24 protein-coding genes are annotated in these 26,733 nt (G+C 40.7%); 19 read left to right on the top strand and 5 right to left on the bottom strand.

The features are described 5' to 3' along the window. Complete coding sequence (locus AC6JAD_RS10960) at positions 1 to 1,623, top strand: S8 family peptidase (protein WP_461305080.1); 1,623 nt, start codon at positions 1 to 3, stop codon at positions 1,621 to 1,623. 5 nt (positions 1,624 to 1,628) lie between these two features. On the opposite strand, the gene AC6JAD_RS10965 is transcribed toward AC6JAD_RS10960, so the two are convergent. Then, positions 1,629 to 2,312: a cell division ATP-binding protein FtsE gene (locus AC6JAD_RS10965; protein WP_461305081.1), complete on the bottom strand. Its 684-nt coding sequence runs from the start codon at positions 2,310 to 2,312 to the stop codon at positions 1,629 to 1,631. Between the two features lie 35 nt (positions 2,313 to 2,347). Beyond that, complete coding sequence (locus AC6JAD_RS10970) at positions 2,348 to 2,818, bottom strand: hypothetical protein (RefSeq protein WP_461305082.1); 471 nt, start codon at positions 2,816 to 2,818, stop codon at positions 2,348 to 2,350. A gap of 141 nt (positions 2,819 to 2,959) precedes the next feature. On the opposite strand from AC6JAD_RS10970, the gene AC6JAD_RS10975 reads away from it, so the two are divergent. The 3 genes from AC6JAD_RS10975 to AC6JAD_RS10985 all read left to right on the top strand — a co-directional run bounded on the left by AC6JAD_RS10975 (position 2,960) and on the right by AC6JAD_RS10985 (position 9,595). Then, positions 2,960 to 5,980 carry a tetratricopeptide repeat protein gene (locus tag AC6JAD_RS10975; protein ID WP_461305083.1) on the top strand — a complete coding sequence of 1,007 codons (3,021 nt, stop codon included), beginning with the start codon at positions 2,960 to 2,962 and terminating at the stop codon, positions 5,978 to 5,980. A 34-nt stretch (positions 5,981 to 6,014) separates the two neighbouring features. After that, positions 6,015 to 7,772: a TonB-dependent receptor gene (locus AC6JAD_RS10980; RefSeq protein WP_461305084.1), complete on the top strand. Its 1,758-nt coding sequence runs from the start codon at positions 6,015 to 6,017 to the stop codon at positions 7,770 to 7,772. 188 nt (positions 7,773 to 7,960) lie between these two features. Further along, the gene (locus AC6JAD_RS10985; RefSeq protein ID WP_461305085.1) at positions 7,961 to 9,595 is read left to right on the top strand and encodes an amidohydrolase; all 1,635 of its coding nucleotides are present in this window, start codon (positions 7,961 to 7,963) and stop codon (positions 9,593 to 9,595) included. Here AC6JAD_RS10985 and AC6JAD_RS10990 read toward each other — a convergent pair. Then, positions 9,592 to 10,374, bottom strand: coding sequence for a membrane metalloprotease (locus AC6JAD_RS10990; RefSeq protein ID WP_461305086.1), 783 nt, complete (start codon positions 10,372 to 10,374; stop codon positions 9,592 to 9,594). The two genes, AC6JAD_RS10985 and AC6JAD_RS10990, sit on opposite strands and share 4 nt — an antisense overlap. Before the next feature lie 53 nt (positions 10,375 to 10,427). On the opposite strand from AC6JAD_RS10990, the gene AC6JAD_RS10995 reads away from it, so the two are divergent. Beyond that, positions 10,428 to 10,958: a DUF2059 domain-containing protein gene (locus AC6JAD_RS10995; protein ID WP_461305087.1), complete on the top strand. Its 531-nt coding sequence runs from the start codon at positions 10,428 to 10,430 to the stop codon at positions 10,956 to 10,958. Here AC6JAD_RS10995 and AC6JAD_RS11000 read toward each other — a convergent pair. Further along, a complete protein-coding gene (locus AC6JAD_RS11000; protein ID WP_461305088.1) occupies positions 10,933 to 11,652 on the bottom strand; it encodes a class I SAM-dependent methyltransferase in 720 nt (239 codons plus the stop codon). The two genes, AC6JAD_RS10995 and AC6JAD_RS11000, sit on opposite strands and share 26 nt — an antisense overlap. 38 nt (positions 11,653 to 11,690) lie before the next feature. On the opposite strand from AC6JAD_RS11000, the gene AC6JAD_RS11005 reads away from it, so the two are divergent. From AC6JAD_RS11005 to AC6JAD_RS11015, 3 genes are all read left to right on the top strand, one after another. Then, positions 11,691 to 12,182 (top strand): YkgJ family cysteine cluster protein, encoded by a 492-nt coding sequence (locus AC6JAD_RS11005; RefSeq protein ID WP_461305089.1) that lies wholly within the window; start codon positions 11,691 to 11,693, stop codon positions 12,180 to 12,182. A 121-nt stretch (positions 12,183 to 12,303) separates the two neighbouring features. Beyond that, the gene (locus tag AC6JAD_RS11010; RefSeq protein WP_461305090.1) at positions 12,304 to 13,020 is read left to right on the top strand and encodes a phage tail-like protein; all 717 of its coding nucleotides are present in this window, start codon (positions 12,304 to 12,306) and stop codon (positions 13,018 to 13,020) included. Between the two features lie 138 nt (positions 13,021 to 13,158). Beyond that, positions 13,159 to 13,797: a hypothetical protein gene (locus tag AC6JAD_RS11015; protein ID WP_461305091.1), complete on the top strand. Its 639-nt coding sequence runs from the start codon at positions 13,159 to 13,161 to the stop codon at positions 13,795 to 13,797. Positions 13,798 to 13,825: 28 nt separating this feature from the next. Here the strand turns inward: AC6JAD_RS11015 and AC6JAD_RS11020 are convergent, their stop codons facing one another. Beyond that, the gene (locus tag AC6JAD_RS11020; RefSeq protein ID WP_461305092.1) at positions 13,826 to 15,073 is read right to left on the bottom strand and encodes an exo-beta-N-acetylmuramidase NamZ family protein; all 1,248 of its coding nucleotides are present in this window, start codon (positions 15,071 to 15,073) and stop codon (positions 13,826 to 13,828) included. Positions 15,074 to 15,133: 60 nt separating this feature from the next. On the opposite strand from AC6JAD_RS11020, the gene AC6JAD_RS11025 reads away from it, so the two are divergent. The 11 genes from AC6JAD_RS11025 to AC6JAD_RS11075 all read left to right on the top strand — a co-directional run bounded on the left by AC6JAD_RS11025 (position 15,134) and on the right by AC6JAD_RS11075 (position 26,723). Continuing rightward, entirely contained in the window at positions 15,134 to 16,369 is a 1,236-nt protein-coding gene (locus tag AC6JAD_RS11025; RefSeq protein ID WP_461305093.1) for an ABC transporter permease, read from the top strand. Between the two features lie 68 nt (positions 16,370 to 16,437). After that, entirely contained in the window at positions 16,438 to 17,418 is a 981-nt protein-coding gene (locus AC6JAD_RS11030; protein ID WP_461305094.1) for a PLP-dependent cysteine synthase family protein, read from the top strand. 86 nt (positions 17,419 to 17,504) lie between these two features. After that, entirely contained in the window at positions 17,505 to 18,779 is a 1,275-nt protein-coding gene (locus AC6JAD_RS11035) for a DUF2851 family protein (protein ID WP_461305095.1), read from the top strand. 9 nt (positions 18,780 to 18,788) lie between these two features. Next, positions 18,789 to 19,019, top strand: coding sequence for a PspC domain-containing protein (locus AC6JAD_RS11040; protein ID WP_461305117.1), 231 nt, complete (start codon positions 18,789 to 18,791; stop codon positions 19,017 to 19,019). Continuing rightward, positions 19,016 to 20,026: a potassium channel family protein gene (locus AC6JAD_RS11045; protein WP_461305096.1), complete on the top strand. Its 1,011-nt coding sequence runs from the start codon at positions 19,016 to 19,018 to the stop codon at positions 20,024 to 20,026. The genes AC6JAD_RS11040 and AC6JAD_RS11045 overlap by 4 nt, the downstream gene beginning before the upstream one ends. Before the next feature lie 98 nt (positions 20,027 to 20,124). Next, a complete protein-coding gene (locus AC6JAD_RS11050) occupies positions 20,125 to 21,738 on the top strand; it encodes an alanine/glycine:cation symporter family protein (protein WP_461305097.1) in 1,614 nt (537 codons plus the stop codon). Between the two features lie 63 nt (positions 21,739 to 21,801). Beyond that, positions 21,802 to 22,677, top strand: a complete 876-nt coding sequence (locus AC6JAD_RS11055) for a ComEA family DNA-binding protein (RefSeq protein ID WP_461305098.1) — start codon at positions 21,802 to 21,804, stop codon at positions 22,675 to 22,677. 94 nt (positions 22,678 to 22,771) lie between these two features. Beyond that, positions 22,772 to 23,938 (top strand): acyl-CoA dehydrogenase family protein, encoded by a 1,167-nt coding sequence (locus AC6JAD_RS11060; RefSeq protein ID WP_461305099.1) that lies wholly within the window; start codon positions 22,772 to 22,774, stop codon positions 23,936 to 23,938. A gap of 74 nt (positions 23,939 to 24,012) precedes the next feature. Continuing rightward, the gene (locus AC6JAD_RS11065) at positions 24,013 to 25,440 is read left to right on the top strand and encodes a carboxypeptidase-like regulatory domain-containing protein (protein ID WP_461305100.1); all 1,428 of its coding nucleotides are present in this window, start codon (positions 24,013 to 24,015) and stop codon (positions 25,438 to 25,440) included. Positions 25,441 to 25,517: 77 nt separating this feature from the next. Continuing rightward, the gene (gene rpsU / locus AC6JAD_RS11070) at positions 25,518 to 25,712 is read left to right on the top strand and encodes a 30S ribosomal protein S21 (RefSeq protein WP_272862730.1); all 195 of its coding nucleotides are present in this window, start codon (positions 25,518 to 25,520) and stop codon (positions 25,710 to 25,712) included. A 111-nt stretch (positions 25,713 to 25,823) separates the two neighbouring features. Then, positions 25,824 to 26,723 carry a tyrosine-type recombinase/integrase gene (locus AC6JAD_RS11075; RefSeq protein WP_461305101.1) on the top strand — a complete coding sequence of 300 codons (900 nt, stop codon included), beginning with the start codon at positions 25,824 to 25,826 and terminating at the stop codon, positions 26,721 to 26,723. Positions 26,724 to 26,733 lie beyond the last annotated feature (10 nt).

The raw sequence follows: 26,733 nt of genomic DNA on the forward strand, positions 1-26,733 counted from the left end.
ATGAAGCTTCTTAAACTATCGCTACTTTTTTGCTTTATCGTGACTTGTTCCTACGGTCAATACGATTCGGAATGGTTCTACCTTAGAACTCATGATACCCTAACGCTTGCTTTCAAAACTGCTGGCAATGATGTGGTATATGCGGGTAATGACGATGCCTTATCACAGGTTTTGAATAAATACCAGATCTATCAGTTTAAGAAGACCCAACGAAATGCTACCAAGGATAACCTTCATAGAACCTATTTTGTAAGGGTAAATTCCAAGGGTTTTCTAGCAGATATATTAAAAAATGGCTCTCACGTATTTTCATCTGGCGAAATAATACCGGATGAAGACAAGAAAATATACGAACCAAATGACTATGGTTTAACAAGTACCATTGGTGAGAACTTAGGGCTTCAGGTTAATTTGGATTATATGGACTTTCTTGGGGTTCCGAAGGCATGGTATTATACAACTGGACGCCAAGAAGTGATCATTGGTATTTCCGATGGGGCTATTGATGTGGCAAATAAAGAATTTGAAGGAAAAACAAAACTCGTGCAAAAAGCCCCATTTGCAAAGGGACACGGCATTGGAGTGGGATCGTATGCCGCCGCCAAAGGCAATAATGCCAATGGCATTCCTGGGGTGTGTTTCGATTGTGGGGTGTTTACAGCTGGCTTTAATCTAAGTCATGTAGAAGAAATGGCACAACGAGGTGCGAAAATCATCAATTGTAGTTGGTCTGCATTTACCTATGTTAAAAAACAACAGGAAAAGGTAAATGAGATATTCGGTAATGGATCAATTATCGTTGGTTCTTCTGGTAATAAGGGATGGAAAGTGACCAAAGGTCTTAAACCATATTATCCGGCTTCCTATGACAATGTTATTTCAGTAAGCACGGTTATGTACAAGTATCCCAATGTACAGGACAATGTAAAAATGGACGCCAAGGGTAATTACTATGCAGAGAACATATGGGGTTATTTGGGGAGAACGGTAGGATTTAAAGATAACGATCCTAGTAAGGATCATCAAATTTGGGCCACTTCTACGGCAAATTTGAATGACAAGGTAGATATTTTAGCGCCTAGTGTCGGAGTATTCCGTGTTTCTAAGTATGAACGTGAAAAAACCATTGAATACATAGGTGACGAGGCAACATCTCCAGCAGCCCCGTTAGTTAGTGGGACCATTGGGTTAATGTATTCCTTGTATCCTTGCCTTCCCATTGATGAGGTAGAAAGTATATTGAAAATGACATCGATTAATATAGATCATGTAGAAGCAAATAGACGGTTTAGGGGCAAGTATGGAGCGGGTATTTTACAGACAGGCAATGCGGTCGAAATGGTATATCAACTATACAACGAAAGGGAAACAGCCTATATAAGAAACCAGGATTTTTCCAGATGGAATTTTAAACTAACAGCACTTTCCAAAGAAGTTAGATTAGAAGATCAAAAATTTAGGGACTCGGCAACATTAGAAGTGAAAGCCAAAAATAGCATTGTTATTGGAGCCAATACCCATTTAAAACCTAATCACGGAGGGAGTATTCGTTTGGCTATAGACCCTACAATTGAAAAGCAATGTGATTTGATACTGCGTGATCCAAGTATTATGCAGGACTAAATCTTCTAGACCGTTTTTTGAACTACTTCAAATACCTGGTTTTCATCACATTTTAGCGTTTTTGCGGGATATTTCAAAATAAGGGCATAATCATGTGTGGCCATGAGAATGGTGTTGCCATTCTTGTTGATTTCCTGAAGCACCTCCATAACTTCCACACTGGTTTGCGGATCTAAATTACCTGTAGGTTCATCGGCAATGATTAATTCAGGATCATTGAGAAGTGCTCTTGCAATAGCAACCCGTTGCTGTTCACCTCCTGATAATTGATAGGGGTATTTAAAACTTTTGGTTTTCATGCCTACCTTATCCAATACTTCATCAATTTTGGCATCCATCTCGGCTTTCTCTTTCCAACCTGTTGCAGTTAGCACAAACAGAAGATTTTCCTTTACTGTTCTGTCATTTAACAACTTGAAATCCTGAAATACCACACCCAATTTCCTGCGCAAGAAAGGAATGTCCTTTTCCTTCAATTCCGGTAAATCGAATCCAACAATTTCACCTTCCCCTTCAACCAGAGGCAGATCGCCATACAGTGTTTTCATGAAACTACTTTTACCACTTCCGGTTTTACCAATTAGGTATACAAACTCTCCCTTATCTATGGTTACGGATACATCTGAAAGGATGAGGTTTTCCCTTTGGTAAATGGAAGCATCTTTAAGGGACAAAACAGGTTGTGACATAATCTGGTTTAGTTTAGGCGAATGTAGTTTTTTTACTAATTTGATTTGGATATCTCTGCTACTTTTTTCTTCAGGGTTTCTATCTCTTTTTGCTGTTCCAAGGTATAGAGGGTAAGTTCCTCCACTTTTTCCAATAATAGCAAATTCATTTCTTTTAACGACAAACCTTCCTTATCTATTTCCTGGGCAGAGGGAACATTGGGAAGGTGGTGGTGAGACTTCACATAATTTTCCAGCTCGGTGAGTGATGGCAACCTATAATCCGGATTCAGAAGGGAAGAACCCTCGTAGTAACTTTCGAATACATAATCGGGCGCTACAGCTCCTTTTAAATCAACAATGACCTCTTGGGTATGGATTTTTCCCTTTACCGTGAGCAATTCATCCGGGTTTGTGGTACCAATTCCAATTTTTCCGTTTTTTTCGGTGATATTGGTAAGGGTCATTCTTTGTGCAGTACAGCTAGTTACGCCTATGGCCAAAACTATTAACAGTAGATTCTTCATAAGAAAACGATTATTCTTTCAACGTGAGTTTAAAAATAAAGTATTTTTTCGCTCAATTATATTTTACAGTTGCCAAACATACGGATTAGAAAATAAAACCGTTATTATCGAAGTACCCGACATGCCCAAAACCCTGTCATGATGTCCAAGAACTTAATCTTCACTTCTTTTTTTACATTGTTTTTTTGTACTGTAATGGCTCAACAAACGGCCATTTATACGAACGATCTCCAAGAGTACAACAAAGCAATCGAATTGTACAATAGCAGTCAATTTTTGGCTGCCCAATCTCTTTTTGCCAAGATAGAAAAGAGTTCCAATGATATTACCATAAAGGGGGAGTCGGCCTATTATGTAGCCAATTGCGCCGTTCGGTTGAACCAGCAGAACGCAGATGCCCTAATGGAAGCCTTCGTTGAGGAATATCCCACGAGTATTAAAAAGAATGATGCCTACATTAATGTGGCCAATTATTATTTTGAAAACGGAAAGTACTCCTATGCACGTAAATGGTACGATAAAGTAGACGAGGCCAGTTTGGGAAGAAGTGAAATAGAGCGGTATTACTTTAACAATGGATATGCTTATTTCAAGAACAAACGATATAATGAGGCAAAGAAATACTTTAATAGGGTAAGCGATTCCGAAAAATATGGATCACAAGCCAAGTATTACTTGGGCTTTATTGAATACGAAGGAGACAATTACCAAGAGGCCACCGAATTGTTCGAGCAGGTGCAGGGAGAGGAACGTTATGCGGAAGGATTGAGTTATTACCAGGCTGACATGAACTTCAAGCTTGGTAATTTTCAGAAGGCCATAGATCTGGCAAAGGAACAATATGAAAATGCCAAGCCACCAGAAAAAAGTGAGTTGTCAAAAATCATCGGTGAAAGCTATTTCAACCTGGAGCAGTATGCAGAGTCCATTCCTTATTTGAAGGAGTACAAAGGAAAAAGGGGACGATGGAATAATACCGATTATTATCAATTGGGCTATGCCTATTACAAACAGGGGGATTATGAGGGAGCTGTAGGCGAGTTCAATAAAATTGTCGATGGGAGGAATTCTGTGGCACAGAATGCCTATTACCACTTAGCGGAGAGTTACCTAAAGCTGGGTAAAAAACAACAAGCCCTAAATGCTTTCAGAAATGCTTCCGAAATGGACTTTTCACCACAAATTCAGGAAGATGCTTGGCTTAATTATGCCAAATTGAGTTATGAGATAGGGAATAGTTTTGAGAGTGTTCCACAAGTTATATCCTCCTTTTTGGAAAAGTTTCCCGAAAATGGCAATAATGAGGAATTAAAAGATTTGTTGATAGATTCCTATATCACTTCCAAAAATTATGGGGCGGCATTGGACTTGCTGGAAAACAATAAATCGTTCAATAATAAAAAAGCTTACCAAAAGGTGGCGTTTTATAGGGGATTGGAATTGTATTCCGAAGGCAATTACGAGGAAGCTGTTGACTTGTTCAATAAATCCTTAAAGGAACCTTATGATCCCGTTTTTACCGCTAGGGCCACATTCTGGAAAGCGGAAAGTGACTACCAAGATTCTAATTTTGCGCAATCCCTAATAGGGTACAAGCAATTTTTGCAACTACCGCAGGCCAATAAAACACCGGAATACGAGAATAGCAGATACAATCTCGCCTATAATTATTTCAAGATTCAAGATTACAGCAATGCCATAACCAATTATACGCTCTTCCTAGAATCTTCCTCCCAGGATATGGCACGCAGGAATGACGCCCACCTTAGGCTTGGGGATAGTCATTTTGTGAGCAGTCAGTATTGGCCAGCGATGGAAAGTTATAATAAAGCGATCGAAGGCGGATCCCCAGATGGTGATTATGCCGCCTTTCAAAAAGCAATAAGCTACGGTTTTGTAGACAGAAACGACAGTAAATTGGAAGGACTTAAATCTTTTGGAGTTAGGTACCCGAAATCCATTTACAGGGATGATGCCTTGTACGAATTAGGAAATACATACTTGTCCAAGGACGAAACCGATGCGGCCATTAGTGCGTATAACCAACTTGAAAGGGAAATTCCTGCAAGCAGTTACGTGCCAAAAGCACTTTTGAAAAAAGCACTGATATTGGATAATGAAGGAATGAGCAATGAAGCACTTTCCATTTTTAAGAAAGTCGCCAACACCTATCCTTCCTCTAACGAGGCCTTGCAAGCTGTTTCATCTGCGAAAATCATATATATAGATCAAGGTCGAGTAAGCGATTATGCGGACTGGGTAAGTACCTTGGATTTTGTTGAAGTAGAAGATTCCGAATTGGACGATGCTACCTATCAAGCAGCAGAAACCCCGTATTTAGAGAACAAAATGCGACAGGCCATGGGTCGATTCGAAACGTATTTGAATGATTTCCCCAATGGTAAGCATGCACTAAAGGCCAATTTCTATTTAGCCCAGCTTTATTTTGGTGAAACCGATAAAGAACGGTCCATTCCGCATTACAAATATGTTGTGGACAAAGATAGAAGTGAATTTACCGAACAGGCACTGGCAAGAATTTCTGAATTGTATCTCGCGCAAAAAGATTATGAAAATGCGTTGAAGTATTTAAAGCGGTTGGAAGTGGAAGCAGACTTTCCACAAAATGTGGTATTTGCGCAAACCAACAGTATGAAAGCTAGCTATGAACTAAAGAGATATGATGAAGCGGTTGTATCGGCAGAAAAAGTGCTGGATAATGACAAGGTAGACAATTCTATAAAGAGCGATGCCCACATTATTATTGCCCGTTCTGCCATGGAAACCGGACAGGAAGCAAAGGCAAAGAGTGCCTATGCAGAAGTAGCTAAGATGGCATCGGGTAAATTAGCGGCAGAAGCCCTGTTCTATGAGGCGTATTTTAAAAATGAAGAAGGTGATTTCGAAGGATCCAACGCGTCCATACAAAAATTGGCAAAGGACTATTCTGGTTACAAGTATTTTGGAGCGAAAGGCCTGGTGCTGATGGCTAAGAATTTCTATGCTCTTGAAGATGCCTTTCAAGCCACCTATATTTTGGAAAGTGTCGTCAGTAATTTTGCCGAATACCCTGATGTGGTGGAAGAAGCACAATCTGAATTAGCCGTCATAAAGGCCGCTGAGTCTAAAACAAACTCATCTGTAGAAACAGACGGAAACTAACCTCCCAATTCTTATTTTAACAAAACCTATGTATATGTTTCATAGCATTTCAAGAATTCCTTTACTAATCGTACTACTTATTTTGCCTACAGTGAGTATGGCCCAAGTGGATGAAGAAAAAGATCTAGGAACCGAGGTGGTCAATATTGTCAAACCATACACCCCCAGTGTGAGCGATGCTTTCAAAGTGAAAGAAACGCCTGTCTTAAATGATTCGGTGGCCGTAACAAAAAAGAAAGTATCCTATAATATTTTCTCTGTCCCGGTTGCCTCAACTTTTACACCTGCCAAAGGAACTGCGGCAACCGTAGAGAAGGCCAAGCCCATGAAATTGTATGATAACTATGCGACACTTGGGTTCGGTAATTATACTGCTATTTTGGGCGAATTGTACAGCAACTTTCAAATAAGCAGGACAGATAACGCAGGTTTTTTCTTCCGTCATAATTCTTCCCAGGGAGGTATAGACGATATTTTGTTAGATAATAAATACTACGATACCCAGTTGGATGGGAATTATACCAGTAGGCAAAAGGACATCTCTTTCGGAATTGATGCAGGGGTACAGCATCAGGTTTTTAACTGGTATGGACTCAATGGAATTGCAGATGACTTTACAATTGAGGAGCTTTCAGCCATAGATGCACAGCAGTCTTTTTTGAGCATTTATGTAGCTGGGGATATTGCACTTTCAGAAGGGGTTTTCCAAAAGGCAACGGGAAGTCTGCGATTTACAAGTGACAGTTTCTCCACTTCTGAAATCCATTTCAAAACAAGTCCGGAATTCATGATACCCATTTCAGAATTCAATGTAAATGTGAAAGGGGATCTAGACTATCTAACAGGAAGTTTCGACCGAAGTTACTTAGATGCCGATATGGGTATAGATTATGGGTATTTAAATGCGGGTGTAACGCCTTACTTGGTGTATGTAAATAAGGATTTGACCTTGTCCCTTGGGGCGTCCTTGGTTTTGGGTCTAAATACCGAAGCCAGCGAAACCAATTTCTTTATTTATCCACAGATATATGCTTCTTACAGATTGGTGGATGAACTACTGATTGCCTACGGAGGTGCAGAAGGTGGACTCCGCCAAAATACCTATTATCAGTTAACATCAGATAATCCATTTGTATCGCCCACCTTGCCCATTATGCCTACCAGTCAATTGTACAATGCATTTGGTGGACTAAAGGGAAAGCTATCCAATTCTGTCGGCTACAACCTGCGGGTGTCCTATGGGAAGGAAGACGACAAGCCCTTGTTCCAAATAAACCCTTACAAAGGACGGATTCTTACATTGGAAGGCTATGAATACGGCAACTCTTATGGTTTGGTCTATGACGATATTAACACCTTGGATATTTTCGGGGAGTTAAAAATAGATGTTTCCGAAAAGTTCTCCCTTGGGGTGAATGCCAATTTGTACGAATACACGACCAATTCGCAGGCAGAGGCTTGGAACCTTCCAGATATGACGGCTTCCGTTTTCTCCAATTTCAGCATTACAGAAAAAATTTATGGAGGTGTTTCCCTATTCTATGTGGGCAAACGGGAAGAGTTCTTTAGCAGTACACAAGCAGGTGTTCCGTTCGAACCTTTCGCGACGGTTGTCACCTTAGATGCCTATTTGGATGCAAACGTTAATTTGGGTTATCGGATAAATGATCGTTTGTCGGTATTTGTGAAAGGAAGTAACCTCTTGAACGATGATTATCAAAAATGGTTATTCTATCCCGTACAGGGGATTCAGGGGCTTTTGGGCGCTACTTATAAATTTGATTGGAATTAGAAGCAACGCTTATTGATTTTAGGCATCTAAACAATAAATTTCATAGGGAAAGGAATAAACTTAAAGTTTAATGGGGAAAAGCATTCTTGGGTCTGAGAGTGCTTTTCTTTTTTTAAAGGTTTTCCCAATCCAATACAAGAATTTCCTTTTCGCATTTATTCCTGTATTTTTACGGAAAACCAATTCGTATGAGACCATCCATCTTTTTAATTCTAATCATTGCTTTAACCTTTGCTTCCTGTGGGGAGAAAGAGGAAGTGGATTTGTTGTTGACAAATGCAAAAATATATACCGTAGATGAAAGCTTTAGTATGGCAGAGTCTATGGCTATAAAAGATGGTAATATAATAGCTGTCGGTAGTGATGAAGAGATGATGGGCAAGTACACCGGAAATTTGGTGGACGCAGAAGGAAAAACGGTACTTCCGGGACTTATCGATGCCCATGCGCACTTATACAATCTTGGGGTGACCTTGCAACAAGTAAATCTTGTTGGAACCAAAAGTAAGGAAGAGATTTTGGGTAGGATTGCCGCCTTTCAGAAAGAGAAAAATAGTAGTTACATTTTAGGGCGAGGTTGGGATCAGAATGATTGGGAGGTAAAGAATTTTCCAACCAAAGAAGATTTAGATTCCCTCTTTCCAGATGTGCCCGTGGCACTAACCCGAATCGATGGTCATGCCTATTGGGTAAATAGCAAAGTGCTGGAAATGGCTGGTGTGACTTCAGAAACCAAAATGGATGGTGGGGAAGTGGTACTAGGGGCAGACGGGACACCCAGTGGTATTCTTATAGATAGTCCCATGTCTTTGGTTCGCAATACGATTCCACAAGTGACCATGGCCTACAACACCAGTGCCTTGAAAGATGCGGAAAGTATATGTTTCGAATTAGGACTCACAACCATTAACGATGCAGGACTTAGCCGGGAAGTAATCGAACTTATCGATGAGCTTCAACAAAAGGGAGAAATGAAGATTAGGGTATATGCTATGGCGGCCAACTACCCAGAGAATTTAGATCATTTTTTGGCTAAGGGAATTCTGAAAACGGATCGCTTAAATGTACGCTCTGTAAAAGTATATGCCGATGGAGCATTGGGATCGAGAGGAGCTGCCCTTAAAGAAGCCTATAGTGATAAGGATGGGCATTTTGGTGCTATGATTACTCCTATGAACGAATTGGAGGCCTTGGCTGTAAGAATATCTGATGCGGGGTATCAAATGAATACGCATGCCATTGGCGATTCTGCCAATGTTTCTGTTCTGAAAGCTTATAAAGCTGCACTGAAAGATAAAAGTGACGCCCGATGGAAGGTAGAACATGCACAGGTGGTGGCGTTGGAAGATTTCGATTATTTTTCCAAAAACATCATCCCTAGTGTACAACCCACGCATGCCACAAGCGATATGTATTGGGCCGAAGATCGCGTTGGGAGTGAACGGATTAAAGGAGCCTATGCCTATAAGACACTTTTAAATAAAGCAGGCATCGTTGCCTTGGGTACTGATTTTCCGGTGGAAAAAGTAAATCCGATGCATACATTTTATGCAGCCGTGGCCAGGAAGGACTTAAAGAATTATCCAGAGGGAGGTTTTCGTTCGCAAGAAGCCTTGTCCCGTGAAGAGACCTTAAAGGGAATGACCATATGGGCCGCCTATTCTAATTTTGAGGAAACCGAAAAAGGGAGTCTAGAGCCTGGTAAATTTGCAGACTTTGTCATTCTGGATAGGGACATTATGACCTGTGAAGAAAGCGATATTCACCAAACCAAGGTTTTAGCAACCTACGTAGGTGGCGAAAAGGTATTCGAAGCAAATTAATTACCCCCTTTGGCCTGAATATCGGCAGTACAAAGTGGATCCAATTCTGGGACCATGGCCCGCTGCATGAATCGCTGAAGGGTACTTCTTCCTACATTGGTAGCATCAAAATACATAAGGCAATTATCTACTATGCAATGCTTTTCGGCTGCAGGATCTTCATGATTTTGATGAATGTCATCACCCAGAATGTTGGTGAGTCCAAGGATATGCCCAAATTCATGGTTAAGAACCGTACTTTCCAAAATGGGAAGTAGTTCCGGATCGGATTGGGTCAATGCCTTTAGGGTGGTTTCATAAATGACCATTGAAGTATTTCTATAAGCGGTTCCTAAAGTAACCGTTGTCTCTGTGTCATTAGAAGAACGCCCATTGGAGAAAAATACAAAAACGGCCAAATTGTTTCCTTCGGTATACTGCGTTCTAATGTCGTCCTCGATATTTCTGATTTCTTCGATACTAAAGGGGGCTCCTGGTTGATCTTGAATGGGAGTCTCGACAAAATTGACACCTCCTGGTTTATTTACCAGTCCTTCAATAAAATTCCTGAAATTCGTTTTTGCGATTTCCGTCGGTTCAAATGTGGTGGAATATGCTAACTCTATGGTTAACCTTGTATATAAGTCACTTCCTAGGATTTCTTCGGCAGAGCTTCCTAACCCTTTCCTGTTTTCAGCAAATGGATCGTTCACTACCTGTTCATCGTCGTCGTTTTTACAACCTAGAACGAAAACGAAAGATAGAAGAAATAGAATGGCACGAAAATAGTAACTCCTCATAGCGCGAATTTTGTATTTTTAGCAAACTTAACTCTTAAAAATCAACCCAAAAAATGAGGTCTCTGTTTTTAACGCTTTTTTTGTCCATTTGTTTTTCCGTAAACGCTCAGGTTGACGATTACCAACAGGATATTATCAATTATTTGAGTATTAATGGTACGTATGAACAATATAGCGTGGCCTATGATGAAATGTTCACTGTGCTTAAAAAACAGTTTCAAACGGCCAATGTGCCCGATTCTAAATGGGTCGAGCTGCAAAAAGACAAAACCGAAAGCTTGAAAGAGGTCGTTCGGTTTCTTTCTTTCGCCTACCGTAAACACTTTACCCAAGATGAGATTAATACTATGTACGAAGTGTACAACTCAGATGCTGCCAAAGAAATGATGGCAACACAGGGTATGCTAAACCGAAACGGTAATGCCGAAATCACTGCATTTTTCGAAAGCGATCTGGGTAAAAAAATTGAAAGTAAACGACCTGAGTTGACTGAGGATATCAGTACTATTTCTGCCCATTGGAGTCGTGAGCTTTTTGCTGCAAAAATGAGCAACTTGGTTAAGAGTGGGTATAGTCCGCGATAGTTAGTCGTGCAAGGTAATCGTAATGATCTCCTTCATAAACCATTTCAAAATCAAATCCATTTTCTGAGGCTAGTTTTTCAAACAAACGGGCATCCAGGTACAACCATGGGAATGTTTCGCTTTGTTCCCCTTTATAGGTAATGGTAAATTGGAGTTCCCCATAATAATGATCGGCAGGCACCCAAATACCACCTTCTTCGGTCGTATCGAACATATACCGCAAATCGCTGGAATCAATAAGGATTTGCCCATTGGGTTTTAACAAAGAACGCAGGTGTTTCAGGTACGTTGAGGTGTTCGCTACAGTTTCAAAAATTCCCGTCCCATTCATGAGAAGTAGTATCGTATCAAATTGCTCCCCAGAATAATCCAGTAGCCCAGAATGTATGACGTTTGTTACACCTCTTTTCCGCGCGACGGCAATGGCACCTTCAGAAATATCCATTAGAAAGACGTTCATTCCTTTTTTTTGGAGGTACAAAGAATGACTTCCAGCTCCACCACCCACATCCAAGGTTTTACCCTTGGTTTGCTTAAGGGCTACCCGTTCCAATTCCGGCATCTCTTCAAACTCACGAAATAAATAGGGAAGTGGTAATACATCTTCTTCAGATATATTCGTTTCTGTTACGGGATCTTCCGTATAGTTCCCGTTCCAATAGTCCTGTAAGGCTTTTCCGAAAATGTCTTTCATAACTTGGGGAACAAAGATCGTATTTTTACTTTTGATTTATGGATGAAATTCTGAAACAACTACCACAAAAGGCAAAAGATGCCCACACCGCAAATAAGAAATTCTTTGCCAAGCTAAAGAAACGTCCTCCTAAGCATTTGGACACACTTATGCAGGAGTTGCACGAGGAAGAGTTTCGGAGAACGGATTGTTTGGAGTGCGCCAATTGTTGTAAAACTACAGGCCCATTGTTTACCGATAAAGATGTGCAGCGTATTTCGAAGCACTTTAGAATGAAGGAGCAGCAATTTATTGAGACGTATTTAAGAGTGGATGAAGAAAACGATTTTGTTCTACAGCAAGTACCATGTGCTTTTCTAGGAGCAGATAATTATTGTAGTATTTACGATGTGCGTCCAAAAGCATGTCGGGAATTTCCCCATACCGATCGTAAAAAATTCCAACAAATTTCTAACCTTACTTTGAAGAACGTAGCGATTTGTCCAGCAGCTTTCAATATAGTTGAGGAAATGAAGAGAAGAATGCCATAATTTTTACACTTATTCCAAATATGCTCCCGTTTATTACGAGATAAGCACGTGCATTACATTTGGTTTTATAACCGCAATGTCAAAGAATACATTTGGCCCATAAATTTTTAACATGGGAAGAATGTCTCTAACTAGAATCGTACTATGTATAATGCTATTGCCATTAGGCGGTCAATTTGTGAACGCCCAGGTAGGAATAAACACAACCAATCCAGATCCTTCAGCTATCCTAGATGTCCAGAGCACTGATGCTGGTGTTTTGGTGCCGCGAATGACCACCACGGAAAAGCTTTCCATCGCGAGTCCGGCTACGGGTCTATTGGCATTTGATACCACTACAAATAGCTTTTGGTATTTCGATAGCACTCAATGGGTTGAAATAGGTCTTGATATAGACGTGCCCAAAGCTGCCTTTTTTGCCTCAACCAACAACATAAGCAACTTTCTGAATGGCTATTCTGCGGGATTCTCCCAAAGCGTACCTATGACAGAAATCACCAATAATATCCCAGGCCTTAGTTTTAGTGGGAACTCGGTTACGTTTACCGAGGCAGGTACCTACGAAATATCATTCACCTACGAAGCAACACATACTGCCACGGGCTGTAACCTAGCATCTTATTACGTGGATTTTCCAGGAGCTCGTATTCATGGTACTTCTACCTTTAATCAGGGGTTTTTCAGTAACCATGGCGGAGCTATTATATGGGCTGGTAGCATTACTGCAGGTACAACGTTTAATTTTAGACTCGGTAGAGGGGTTTCGGGAAATTGTTCAGGATCTGGAATGACCCTCGTGGGAGGATCGACCGTGGTAAAGATCGTTCGTTATTACTAAGTATAAAGGCTGTCTTACTAAGTTGTTTTTACACTTATTCCAAATATGATCCCGTTTATTATCAAGTAGGTGCGCTTATTACTTTCTGCTTCGAATTCCTTAGGCTTGCTATTACATTTGTATCATAAAATAGGGTTTATGAGACATTTGGTAAAAGCTGGGTTTTTGAAATGTGGGATACTGTTTCTTTTCTTTTTTAATACACAATGGGCAACTTCCCAAGTAGGAATAGGCACCACTAACCCATCCAATCAACTGGATGTTATGGGTTGGGTGGAATTGGGTGACGAATCCCAACCGGGCAATGAAGAAGAAGGTACGTTACGATATAACTCGTCATTAAAGTGTATACAATTTTACGATGGCAGCGCATGGCAATGCATCGGACGTCCCAAAATTCAAAATTTCGTTCTAAGGGATCGGATCAACAGTTCACTCGGCGGCAATGTAAATAATATTATAGATTACAACGGGGGCGGATATTCCGCTATCTATAATTTTGTAGTGAACGATGTGCAGGCTGGCGATACCATTCTTTTCTTAATAGAGCTGGTTGTTGACGATAATCTTAGGAAAAATTCCAGTTTTACAAATTGTTTAAAGGTATATGGCAATGGGATTTTTAAAGAACGCGACATGCCCGGGATTAACATGGAAGAAACCTTTACCACATTCATTTGGTCTGACGGGTTAAACGCTTCTGGGAATTTAACATTTGCCTTTGAGGTCAATATGGATATGGCAGACGCGCGGATTACTACTGTGCTTTTTCGATAGTATTCATACGGCTAACCCTTTTGAAGTTTTAGTCGTAGAGCAAATACTTTTCACGTACCTTTTTAAAAGCTTCCAAGTCATCTTCCCAAGATTTCCTGATTTCTTCAAAAGAGAGGCCCTTTTCAATTTGCTTTTGCAGCTCTTCGGTACCTGCATGTGCAGTAAAGTTGTCCGTATTAAAAAACTTGTCTTGTTGGCCATGACTGTGGTAGGCGTCGATAATCCAGGAGAGATCCACTTTGTTTAACCTAGGGGTCTGGCGGAGATCCAAACCATTGCACGAAGTTCCTTTGTGTTTAGGGTATTTTGAGCCGAAGTTAGGCTGCGGGGTATAGATGAAAGGATATTTTTCTGCGGGTAGAAAAGGCGAGCCTATAAGTTGAAACTGCATTTCGGTCCCCCTACCTGCGCTTAGGTTAGTTCCCTCTAACAGTCCCAAACTGGGATAGAGGTTAATAGCCTTATCATTGGGTAAATTGGGAGAGGGTCTTACGGGCACGGAATAAAAGGTGTCGTGGGTGTAATTTTCCATTGTTATGACCTTGAGGTCGCACTTTAGTCCGTTCGCTAACCACCCTTCACCATTGATCATTTGGGCATATTCACCGATCGTCATTCCATGGACCAAGGGAACGGTATGCATTCCCAGAAAACTAGTATGTTCCTGTTTCATAGTAGGGCCGTCTATATAATGACCATTGGGGTTGGGCCTGTCTAATACGATAAATGGGATTCCGGCTTCAGCACAGGCTTCCATCATATAGTGCATGGTCGAAATGTAGGTGTAGAAACGAACCCCAACATCCTGAATATCGAAAACAACCACATCCAATCCCTTCATTTGGGTTGGGGAGGGCTTTTTGCTCTTTCCATGTAGTGAGATAATGGGAATGCCTGTTTTCTTGTCGATACCATCCTGCACATACTCACCAGCATCGGCAGTACCCCGGAAACCGTGTTCGGGGGCGAATACCTTAACAACATTTATTTTGGAGTCATGTAGGAAGTCTACAAGATGTTTGTCCGTCCTCTCTACAGGTTCTCCATCCTCCGATTCAAGAAGTATAGAATCGGTTACAGATGTTTGGTTTGCAACAATACCTACGTTTTTATCTCTAAGATTAGGCATAAACTTATCTTTTCGGAAGGTGCCTAGGGTAATTTCTTTTTCCTCACTGTCTATTTCAACCGTATCATGAATTACCAACTCCCCCTGCTTTTTCTCCTTGGTATCTTGTTTCTTACTTCCGCTTCCACAAGAAAAACAAAGCAACATCGTTAGAGGTAGAACAATTAATAGTGTATTTTTGAAAAAAGATAATCGCATAGGAATCCAGTGAATTTCGAATATTTTGTCGCCCGTCGCATCGTTGCTTCGAAGGATTATAAAAGTAGTATTTCGGCTCCAATAATAAAAATTGCCATTACTGCTATTGCCTTGGGGTTAGCCATCATGATGGTATCCCTGGCCACAGGGGTTGGCCTTCAAAAAAAGATAAGGGAAAAGGTATCCGCTTTTAACGGGGATATCCTTATTTCGAAATACGATTCCAACTTTTCGAACGACTCTCAAGCCCCGATTTCAACAAAACAGGATTTTTACCCTAATTTCAATTTGTCCGAAGGAGTGGATCACATTCAAGGAGTTGCACTTAAAGGGGGCGTTATACGCACGGAAACCGATTTTGAAGGTGTGGTGGTAAAAGGTGTGGGAGCGGATTTTAAATGGGATTTCTTCGAGGAATATCTAACCCAAGGTAGACTGCCAGACTTTTCAGGAAGTTTGAATGATGAAATTCTACTTTCCAAATACCACGCGGATAGGTTGGGATTGGAGTTAGGCGATAGGGTCAACACATTTTTTCTCCAAGAAGGAAAGACCCAAAAGGCGCGAAGCAGAGGCTTTACTATTGTAGGAATGTACAGTAGTGGATTTCAGCAGTTCGATGAACAATTTTTGTTGGCAGATTTACGGCATGTGCAACGATTGAACAATTGGGAAGAGGATAAAGTAGGGGCATTCGAGCTATTTGTATCCGATTTTGATGAGATTCAGACCATAGGAAATAGGGTGTATGAAGAAGTGCCTAGCGATTTGGATTCCCTGACCATACGCGATAAGTACTACACCATTTTTGAATGGCTCGACCTTTTCGATTTTAATATTATCCTCATTATCGGAATCATGATCCTTATTGCGGGCATTAATATGATTACGGCTTTGCTTGTGCTTATATTGGAGCGTACGCAGATGATCGGTATTTTAAAGGCAATCGGAACTACGGACTGGAGCGTGCGCAAGGTATTTTTATACAATGCTGCCTATATAGTCTGTATTGGTCTTTTTTGGGGTAACCTCATTGGTATTGGGCTTTTGCTTACTCAGAAATACGGGAAGGTGATTTCCCTTAACCCCGAAACCTATTATGTAACCGAAGCGCCCATTTATTTCGATATGTTTCATATACTATTATTGAATGTGGGTACTTTATTGTTGTGTTTGGTGATGTTGCTGGTTCCTTCCTATTTTGTAACAAAAATCTCCCCGGTAAAGGCAATTCGGTTTGAGTAAATAAGAACGGCAGCCAACCTTAAAAATCGATTTGGGTTTTGTACTTTTGCGCCGCAGAACGAATCACTATGGAATACGCTAAGAATATCCTTGAAACCATTGGGAATACCCCATTGGTAAAAATCAATAAATTGGCTCAGGAATTGCCCTGTTTAGTCTTGGCAAAATACGAAACCTTTAATCCAGGGAACTCGGTAAAGGATCGTATGGCGCTTAAAATGATCGAAGATGCAGAAGCGGACGGTCGTCTCCAGCCAGGTGGTACCATCGTAGAAGGTACTAGCGGTAATACGGGAATGGGACTTGCACTAGCGGCCATCGTCAAAGGATACAAAATGATTTGCGTGACTACCGATAAACAGAGCAAGGAAAAAGTAGATATACTTAAGGCCGTTGGTAGCGAGGTTGTTGTCTGCCCCACCGATGTAGAACCAGAAGATCCAAGGTCTTACTATTCTACGGCAGCACGATTGGCTAAGGAAACCCCGAACAGTTGGTATGTAAATCAATACGACAATCCTAGCAATGCCAAAGCTCATTACGAAAGCACCGGTCCCGAAATATGGAAGCAAACTGCCGGTAAGGTGACCCATTTTGTAGTAGGTGTGGGAACGGGAGGAACTATAAGTGGTGTAGGTAAATTCCTTAAGGAGCAGAACCCTAACGTGAAGGTTTGGGGAATCGATACTTACGGAAGCGTTTTCAAAAAATACCATGAAACAGGTATCTTCGACGAAAAAGAAATTTACCCTTATGTAACTGAAGGGATTGGTGAGGATATTCTACCTGAAAATGTGAATTTTGACATCATTGATGGGTTTACCAAGGTTACCGATAAGGACGCTGCCGTGTATACCCAGAAGTTAGCCAAGGAAGAAGGCATGTTTTTAGGCAATTCGGCTGGTGCAGCTATGAAAGGTGTGCTTCAGCTAAAAGAACAATTTAACCCAGACGATGTGGTAGTGGTGCTATTCCATGATCACGGAAGCAGGTATGTGGGTAAAATGTTCAATGATGATTGGATGCGAAAAATGGGATATATCGAATAGGTATAATAACCATTGGTTTCTTTACCAAGTTTTTTCTAAATTAGGGTTCGATTATGTAACTCCCCACATAACTTAAATCTTTGCTTATGCATGAAGATTTTCTTCATTATGTGTGGAAATTTCAGAAATATTCGTCAAAAAAATTATTGACCCATCAGGGTGAGTCATTGCATATACTTTCGGTGGGCACTCATAATTTTGATTCAGGGCCAGATTTTCTGGTCAGTAAAATCAAAATAGGGGATCAGCTATGGGTGGGCAATGTCGAAATTCATCTGTCCTCCTCCCACTGGTACCAACATGAACACGAAAAAGACCCTAATTATGACAATGTGATTTTACACGTGGTTTGGGACCATGATGCCGAAGTGTATCGTAAAAACGGAAATCCAATTCCTGTGCTGGAACTACAACATCGAGTCGAACTGGGGTTGTTGAATAACTACAGCAAGCTGACAAAAAGTAAAGACCGATGGATACCCTGTGAGGCCGATTTCGGGTCTATTAATGAGTTGCTCATGCGCAATTGGACGGAGCGCCTGTTTTTTGAACGCTTAGAAGCTAAGGCGACATTGATAGAGGAAGCGCTACGGAATTCGGCCAACCATTGGGAGCGTGTTTTTTTTCAAATGCTTTGCAAAGGTTTTGGCCTAAAGGTAAATGGGGCTTCCTTTGCAAGTTTGGCGCATACATTGGATTATGATGTGGTTCGAAAATGTAGTGATACCCCCATAAACCTGGAGGCCCTTTTTATGGGGCAATTACATATGTTAGAAGGTGATGTGTACTGTGCATATTATGAGCGTTTACAGGAAATCCATACCTATTTAAAGTTGAAACATGAATTGGATAATGAAGGTGCCATTGTGCCCCAGTTTTTCCGGTTACGCCCTCCCAATTTCCCAACGATTCGACTCTCACAATTAGCCTCACTGCTATCTCGGCACCCACACTTGTTTTCAAAGCTTATGAATGCTAGTACCCTAAAGGAAATGAAGGAATTGTTTTCAGTGTCGGCAACCCATTATTGGGATAGCCATTACAATTTTGGGGTTCCATCGGCAACGCGAAGAAAGGGCTTATCCATTCGTTTTGTTGATTTATTGTTGATCAATACGGTGATACCATTGAAATATTGCTATGCCAAAAACCATGGGAAGGAAATTTCCGATGAGCTCATTACACTAGCACTTACCATAAAGGGCGAAGACAATTCGATTGTTAAAAGGTATAAGGGACTTCGAAATATGGAGGACAGTGCACTACAAAGCCAAGCCCTTTTACAATTGAAAAGTCATTATTGTGATTTGCGCAAATGTTTGCAATGTGAAGTAGGCAATACTTTGCTGAAAAAGCAGTAATTTGCGATGATGCTTCAGCTTATCTATAACATTAGGCATTTTTTCGAAAAGCATGGGTATTACGTGTGTTCCCGTTTGGCTGATCGCCTGGGTATGCGTGCTAAAAGTGTTCGACTCTTTTTTATTTACGTGTCCTTCGCAACCCTAGGTGCAGGCTTTGCCATCTATTTAACCCTTGCCTTTTGGTTGAAGCTCAAAGATTTGGTGTATACAAAGCGAACTTCAGTTTTCGATTTATGAATGGTTTCTTCCGATCTAGAATATTAGCCGCTACATTACTTTTGGTATTGGTATTCCTTTTAGGAGTATTGGGTTTTGTGTTTATGTATGACTTTTCATGGATAGATGCCATCTACATGACGATCATTACCATTACCACGGTTGGATTTGGAGAGGTAAGACCCTTGAGCCCATCCGAAAAGATTTTCACCTCTTTTCTCATAGTTTCGAGTATATTTATTGTGGGTTTTGCCATTAAGGAAATTTCAGAATACCTCTTAAGTAAAAACAACATTGGTAACCTAAGAAAGAAGAAAGTGCAAAAAAAGATCAAAAGTTTACAGAACCATATCATCGTATGTGGATATGGAAGAAATGGAAAACAAGCTGCCCAAAAGTTACAGGCGTACAATAAGCCTTTCGTAGTGGTTGAAAAGGATGAAGAGGTGATCGAGCGATTTTCTGAGGACCATGTTCTTTTTGTTCATGGAAATGCAGAGGAGGATGAAACCCTTTATCGTGCAGGAATAGATAAGGCCAATACGCTTATATGTGCATTGCCCAGTGATGCCGATAACTTGTTCGTGGTACTTTCTGCTCGACAGATAAATAATGACCTAAGGATTATAAGCAGGGCCGCAGAGGAAACAAGTTATAAAAAGTTGAAACTAGCGGGGGCAGACAATGTGATTATGCCAGATAGGATTGGAGGGGACCACATGGCTTCCCTCGTAGTGGTGCCCGATTTGGTGGAGTTTTTGGATAACCTTACGGTATCTGGAGAGGAAGACAGTATAAATGTTGAACAAATTGCATTCGAAAAAGTGTGTAGCGATGGCCAAGAGTTGGCCATAACCGATTTGGATCTGAGGAAGAAAACAGGCTGTTCCATAATTGGGTATAAAGGCCCCAGTGGCGAATACATTGTAAATCCCGAACCTACGATGATTCTTGAGAAAGGTTCAAAACTGATCCTTATTGGAAGGCCCAATCAAATTGAAAGTTTGAAGCAGCTGTACAATGTGTAGAAATGGTTAAGAAATTAAGAAGCAAAAATTTGAATTAGCCATTTTTTTTAGCATCTTGCCTGTCGTTTGAAATCTAAGTATAACCAAATAATCCAAATATGAAGAAATATCTTCTCTCACTTCTTGCAATCCTTTCCCCTTTTTTAACATTCGCACAAGAGACCCAAGAAGCTGGCCTAGATCAGAAAATTGATCAAGCCTTTCAGCCAGTAGCCACTTTTTTTACTAATGTTATTTTCTTTCCCATATATTCTAGTGACACTATTACCATTCCTTTTGTATTGGTTTTATTGGTAGGGAGTGCGGCGTTCTTTACGATTTATTTTGGGTTTCCTAATGTTCGCTACTTTGGAAAGGCGATCAATACAGTTCGTGGTAAGTACGACGAGATAGAAGGACATGGATTGGGGGATGAGGCTGCTGCAGTAGATGGAGATATTCGCGACACTATTCGGGATGAAAGCCAAGAAGGGGAAGTGAGTCACTTCCAGGCTTTGGCAACTGCAGTTTCTGGAACCGTAGGAAATGGAAATATTGCAGGGGTTGCCTTGGCCATTGCATTGGGTGGGCCAGGAGCCACCTTTTGGATGATCGTTTGTGGATTATTGGGTATGTCTACCAAATTTGTGGAATGTACCCTAGGGGTTCAATATCGTGATGTAGGAGAGGATGGCACAGTATACGGAGGTCCTATGTACTATATTTCGAAAGGATTAAAAGAAAGAGGCTTTAAAACCTTTGGGAAAATTGCTGCTGCTTTATTTGCGGTATTCTGTATTGGAGGTTCATTTGGTGGTGGAAACGCTGCTCAAAGTAATCAGGCAACTATTGTAATTAAGGAGTTGTTTAATTGGGAAAGCACAGCTGCTGGAGCCATAGTTGGATTAGTACTAGCGATCCTTGTTGGGATCATTATCATAGGTGGAATTAAGCGTATTGCCTCTGTTACAGAAAAAGTAGTGCCTTTTATGGCTGTTATGTACATAGTAGCTTGTTTGTATATCATCTTCAGTAATTTTTCTTTAATAGATGATGCTATCGGTCTTATTGTAAAGGAAGCCTTTAACCCAACAGCATTTGGAGTTGGTTCGGTAATTGGTGTTTTATTGGTAGGATTTCAACGGGCCGCCTTCTCCAACGAAGCCGGTGCTGGATCTGCCTCTATTGCACACTCTGCGGTAAAGACAAAATATTCTGCCTCTGAAGGACTTGTAGCCCTATTGGAGCCTTTTATTGATACCGTTGTAATTTGTACCATGACTGCCCTAGTTATTATCATCTTCAACTTTGGTGGTTTCTTTGGGTATGGTGGCGACGGATCTGGAGTAGTTTTCATTGATGGGTTGCCCTATGAAGGTGCAGGAATCACCTCCAAGGCCTTTGCGCAGTACATCCCATTCTCTGATGTATTCTTAACGATTGCCGTGGTGCTCTTTGCAGTTTCTACGATGATTTCATGGTCGTACTATGGATTGCAATCTTGGAAATTCCTTTTCGGACGAGGCAAGACAGCAGATATGGTTTATAAATTATTGTTCTGTACGTTTGTTGTCATTGGGGCAGCAGCAAGTATGAATTCCATTTGGGCATTCTCTGATGCGATGATTTTCGCAATGATTTTCCCGAATATGGTAGGATTGTACTTCCTGTTCCCGGTAGTAAAGAAACAGCTAAGACGTTATCTAGATGCTATTAAGGTAGCTGCGAGATAATCTCTGAAAATATATTTTTAAAGAATTTGAAAACTCCCCTGTTTTTAAACAAGGGAGTTTTTTATGCGTAAAAGAAATCGGTTAACCGTTTGGCACTTTAACAGGGGAGAACGTTTTGGAATACTACTATTGCTGCTGTGCATAGGTGTTTTGCTATTGAGTATTCATTTTTTTGAAGTAGGGGAGGGCGGAAAATTTGATCAATCTTCTTCAGAAGTTTTGAAACGTCAGAAGGAATTGGATTCCTTACGATGCATTGCGCTAGAGGTGCGAACCCCCAAGATCTATCCTTTCAATCCCAATTTCATGACCGATTACAAGGCCTATGCCCTTGGAATCACCCCACGGCAGTATGATCGTTTGAAATCATATAGGGATCAGGGAAAATGGATTAATTCGGTATCAGATTTCAAAAAAGTGACTCAAGTTCCAGATTCCGTATTGAATAGAATCAGTCCCTTCTTTAAGTTTCCAGACTGGGTCAAGAACCCAAAAAAAAGATTTAGGAAAACACAAGGGAATCAGGTTTTTAAAGGTGAAAAGACCGACCTAAACACGGCAACCAAAGAACAATTGCAGGAAGTTAGTGGTATTGGCGAAGTTCTGAGTGAACGTATCCTGGCCAAAAGAAATGAGTTGGATGGCTTTAGTCATGAATTACAATTATATGATGTTTGGGGATTGAAGCCCGAGGTGATAGAACGGGCATTGCAACGATTTAAGGTGAAATCACCTAAGCCCATCATTAAGATGGATATAAACAAAGCCTCGGCATCGGATCTAGCTACCATACCTGGAATTTCCTTCAATTTAGCCAAGAAAATCTGGGAGTTCGTCTATGTACGGGAAGGGATTTCCAGTTTTGAAGAATTGGCAAAAATTGAAGAATTGACACCCCGCAAATTACAGTTAATTCAATTATATTTGCTAATTGAGTAATATATGAAAAAGAAGGGCGTACCCCTTGGGATCTTTACTGTTGCACAAGCTTAATAGGTTTACCATTTGCCCAATTCTATAAATCAAATCACGAATGAATAATATGTATTTTACCGAGGAACACGAATTCTTCAGAAAGAGTTTTAGGGACTTTTTACAAAAGGAAGTGGTTCCCCATATTGAGAAATGGGAAAAGACAGGTACCATAGAACGATTTATCTGGGAGAAGATGGGAGAAATGGGATACTTTGGTATTTCCTATCCCGAAAAGTATGGTGGCCTCGATCTAGATATATTCTATCTCGTGATTTATTTAGAAGAGTTACAGCGTGTAAACAGTGGTGGTTTTGCAGCTGCTATGTGGGTACATCCCTATTTGGCCATGACGCATGTAAATGCGGAGGGAAGCGATGAGATTAAGGAAAAATACCTTCCTGCCAGTATTCGCGGGGAAAAAATGGGTTGTCTGTGTATCTCGGAACCATTTGGAGGAAGTGATGTGTCCGGAATGCGAACTACGGCTGTAAAGGAAGGTGATCATTACATTATTAATGGGTCAAAGACTTTTATAACCAACGGAATTTATAGCGACTATTTGGTCGTTTCTGCCAAAACGCATCCCGAAGAAGGTGGAAAAGGAATTAGTATGTTCATTATGGATCGCGATACTCCCGGTATTTCAGCAACCAAATTGGATAAACTTGGATGGCGTGCCAGTGACACTGCCGAAATTGCTTTTGATAATGTGAAAATACCCGTCACCAATTTGCTTGGGGAAGAAAAGAAGGGGTTCAGTTATCTGATGCAACATTTGGCATTAGAGCGTTTGGTCATGGCTATTAATGCACATGCCCGCAGTGAATGGGCCATAGAATATACCATTCAATACATGAAAGATCGTATTGCTTTTGGAAAATCGTTAGATAAGTTTCAGGCATTGCGTCATCGTGTGGCGCAAATGGCAAGCGAAGTGGAAATGTGCAAGACATTTAACTATGTAACAGCACAACGATTGGGAGGTAAGGATTACGTGGTTAAGGAGGCTAGCATGGCAAAATTGATCTCGACCAAAGTAGCAGATGAGGTGGCCTACGAATGCCTTCAGATGTTAGGAGGATATGGATATATTGAAGAATACCCATTAGCGAGAAACCTTCGGGATAGTAGATTGGGACCTATAGGAGGTGGGACTAGTGAAATCCTTAAGGAAATCATAGCCAAAATGGTTATCGATGGGAAAAGCTATAAGCCTGCGACCTAAACTTTTGGGTCTGGGATAAATGTGGTCCAATGATTGTAAGGTGTAAAGGTGTCAACTAAATTAAAAGTCAAAAGATGAAACACTCTTATTCTTATTTTAAGTATTTATTCAGTGTAGTGCTTGCTGTGGCAAGTACCTCTGCCTTTGCCCAAACCGAGTTAAGAAGTAAAATTGTCGATTTCAATACGTTTATGCCCATTGAAAGCGCCAGTATTTTTGTTAAGAATACCACTATAGGTACGGTAAGTAATTCAGATGGAAAGTTTGTCTTACTGGTTCCCCGTGAATTTACCAATGACACACTTGTAATTTCTTCCATTGGCTTCAAGAGCTTTAAAGCCCCGGTCGGTGAATTTGTGAACGACGAGGATATATTTTTGGAAGAGGACATAGCTTCCCTGGACGAAGTACTTTTGGTAGCGACCACCCGACCCAAAACAGGAAATGAGATTGTACAAAGGGCGCTTGAAGAGTTGGAAGAAAACCTTCCTGAGCAACCTTATTTGCAAAAAGGCTTTTTACGGCATAAAGAACGAAATAAAAGGGAATACAAATGGCTTATTGAAAGCGCTATTACGCTCTATGATTCCAGTTATGCTTCGGGAGCGGAAGACAACCTGAAGATAAATGTAGACGAAACCCGAAAGAGCTATGATCTTAGGGATGTGGATAGTTTATTTGCCTACGCTGCCTATTTAAAATATAAGACCAACAATAAAAGATTGAGGGCAAGAAACCTACGGCGCGATACCATTGCCAAGTCATCCTTGGTGAATGCCATAAAATGGAATGATAGACGTATTAATGGTTTGAGCAATCTTTTTAAGGGAAAACTTAATTTGGTTCGCAACTCGAATATGAGGAAAGCACTCTTCGGAAAAGACATCCTAGAAAAACATCAATTTGAGTTGGATACTGTCTTGGTAGAGAATGAAAAGAAGCTTTACAAGATTAGGATTTCTAAAAGTTCCGATTTTGTTGGCTTGGGGACCGTTGGGGTTTATAATGAAGGATTCGAGGCCAATGGCTGGTTATATATAGATTGGGATAGCTACGCGATCAAAAAAGTGGAATATGAATTGGTTGCTGCATCAGATGTTCAGAAACGCAGAAGCAGGTCGCTCTATGATACCTTGGTGAATCATAAGTTGGTCATGAGTTTTATGGAATATCAGGATAAGATGTACCCTAAGTATGTGTACTATGAAACGCCAAAGTTGGTGAATATTGGTGATCGTTCGTCGGATAAGAAAAAAGAAGAGGATGAAGATGCCAAGGATGAGCAGTTCTATTATACGGTACAGGAAATCCTGTTTACCGAAATTATTCAGGATTCGACTTCAGTAAGCAATGCGCTCCAAAATGAATGGTCCGACGACATTTTTTCCTCAAGGCCGTACAACAAAAACTTTTGGAAAAAATACAATGTACTCCTAGAGAGTGAGGAAGAAGAGAAGTTGATTCGTGATTTGAGCAAGCGGGCTTCACTTTTCAAACAATAATTTCTTCAATTTATATTCTTCTTTTGTAAAATCCTTTTTATATTTGCCGTCCGAAAAAGAGAGGAGGTGATGACACTATGTTAATTATACCAGTTAAAGACGGAGAAAATATCGATAGAGCATTGAAGCGCTTCAAGCGTAAGTTTGATCGTACAGGAACAATGCGCCAGTTGCGTGCACGTCAGCAGTTTACTAAGCCTTCAGTAAAACGTAGGGCCGAAATTCAGAAAGCACAATACATTCAAACATTACGAGACGCAGAAGAAATTTAATAAATTTCCTCTTGCATAAATATTGAAATCCGCCAGGTTACTTAGTAATTGGCGGATTTTTTTATGAAGTCATTTTTCAATTGGGGAATAGTTGTCGTACCTTTCCTTTCAATGAGTGCAAAACCATTTCAACCTTTCCTGGATTACCTTTCCCTAGAACGGAAATACTCCGTTCATACCTTAAAGGCGTATGAAAAGGATCTGCGCGACTTTTGGGTGTTTGCTCAGGACCACTACAATTATAAGGGTATTGATGAAGTGAATTATTCCGTGATTAGGAGTTGGATAGTTTCTTTGGTAGAAGACGGCATATCCAATAGAAGCATTAATAGGAAAATATCCTCCCTAAAATCGTACTACCGTTTCCTTCTTAAGACCAAGCAAATCGAGGTAAATCCCTTGGCGCAACACAAAGCGCTTAAAACACCTAAAAAAATACAGGTGCCTTTCTCAAAATCTGAGATCGATCATGTTATTGATCTTTTGAAAAAGGAAGAGGGCTTCGAAGGGCTTAGGAACCGCCTTATAGTTGAATTGTTTTATGCTACGGGGATGCGCCGGGCAGAATTGGTACAGCTAAGGTTGGCAAGTTTTTCGTGGTCCGAGAATATAGTAAAGGTATTGGGGAAAAGGAACAAGGAACGGCGAATTCCATTATTGCCCTCTATTAAGGAAACGCTAGAGCGATATTTGGAAGAAAGGAATAAGCTCGAAAACATCGTAGATGGCGATTTCTTGCTGCTGTCCAAAAAAGGAGTTAAATTATATGAAACGCTTGTGTACCGAGTTATAAATTCCTATTTTAGTAAAGCATCAGAAAAGGTGAAGAAAAGTCCTCACATCTTACGACATTCTTTTGCAACACACCTTCTTAATGAAGGAGCGGATTTAAATGCAGTAAAAGAGCTGCTTGGACATGCGAGTTTGGCTTCAACTCAAGTATACACACATAATAATATGGCTCAATTAAAGCAAGTGTATAGAGAGGCCCACCCGCGGAACTCAAAATAACTACTAACTT

The organism is Aureisphaera sp. (genome assembly GCF_059726885.1).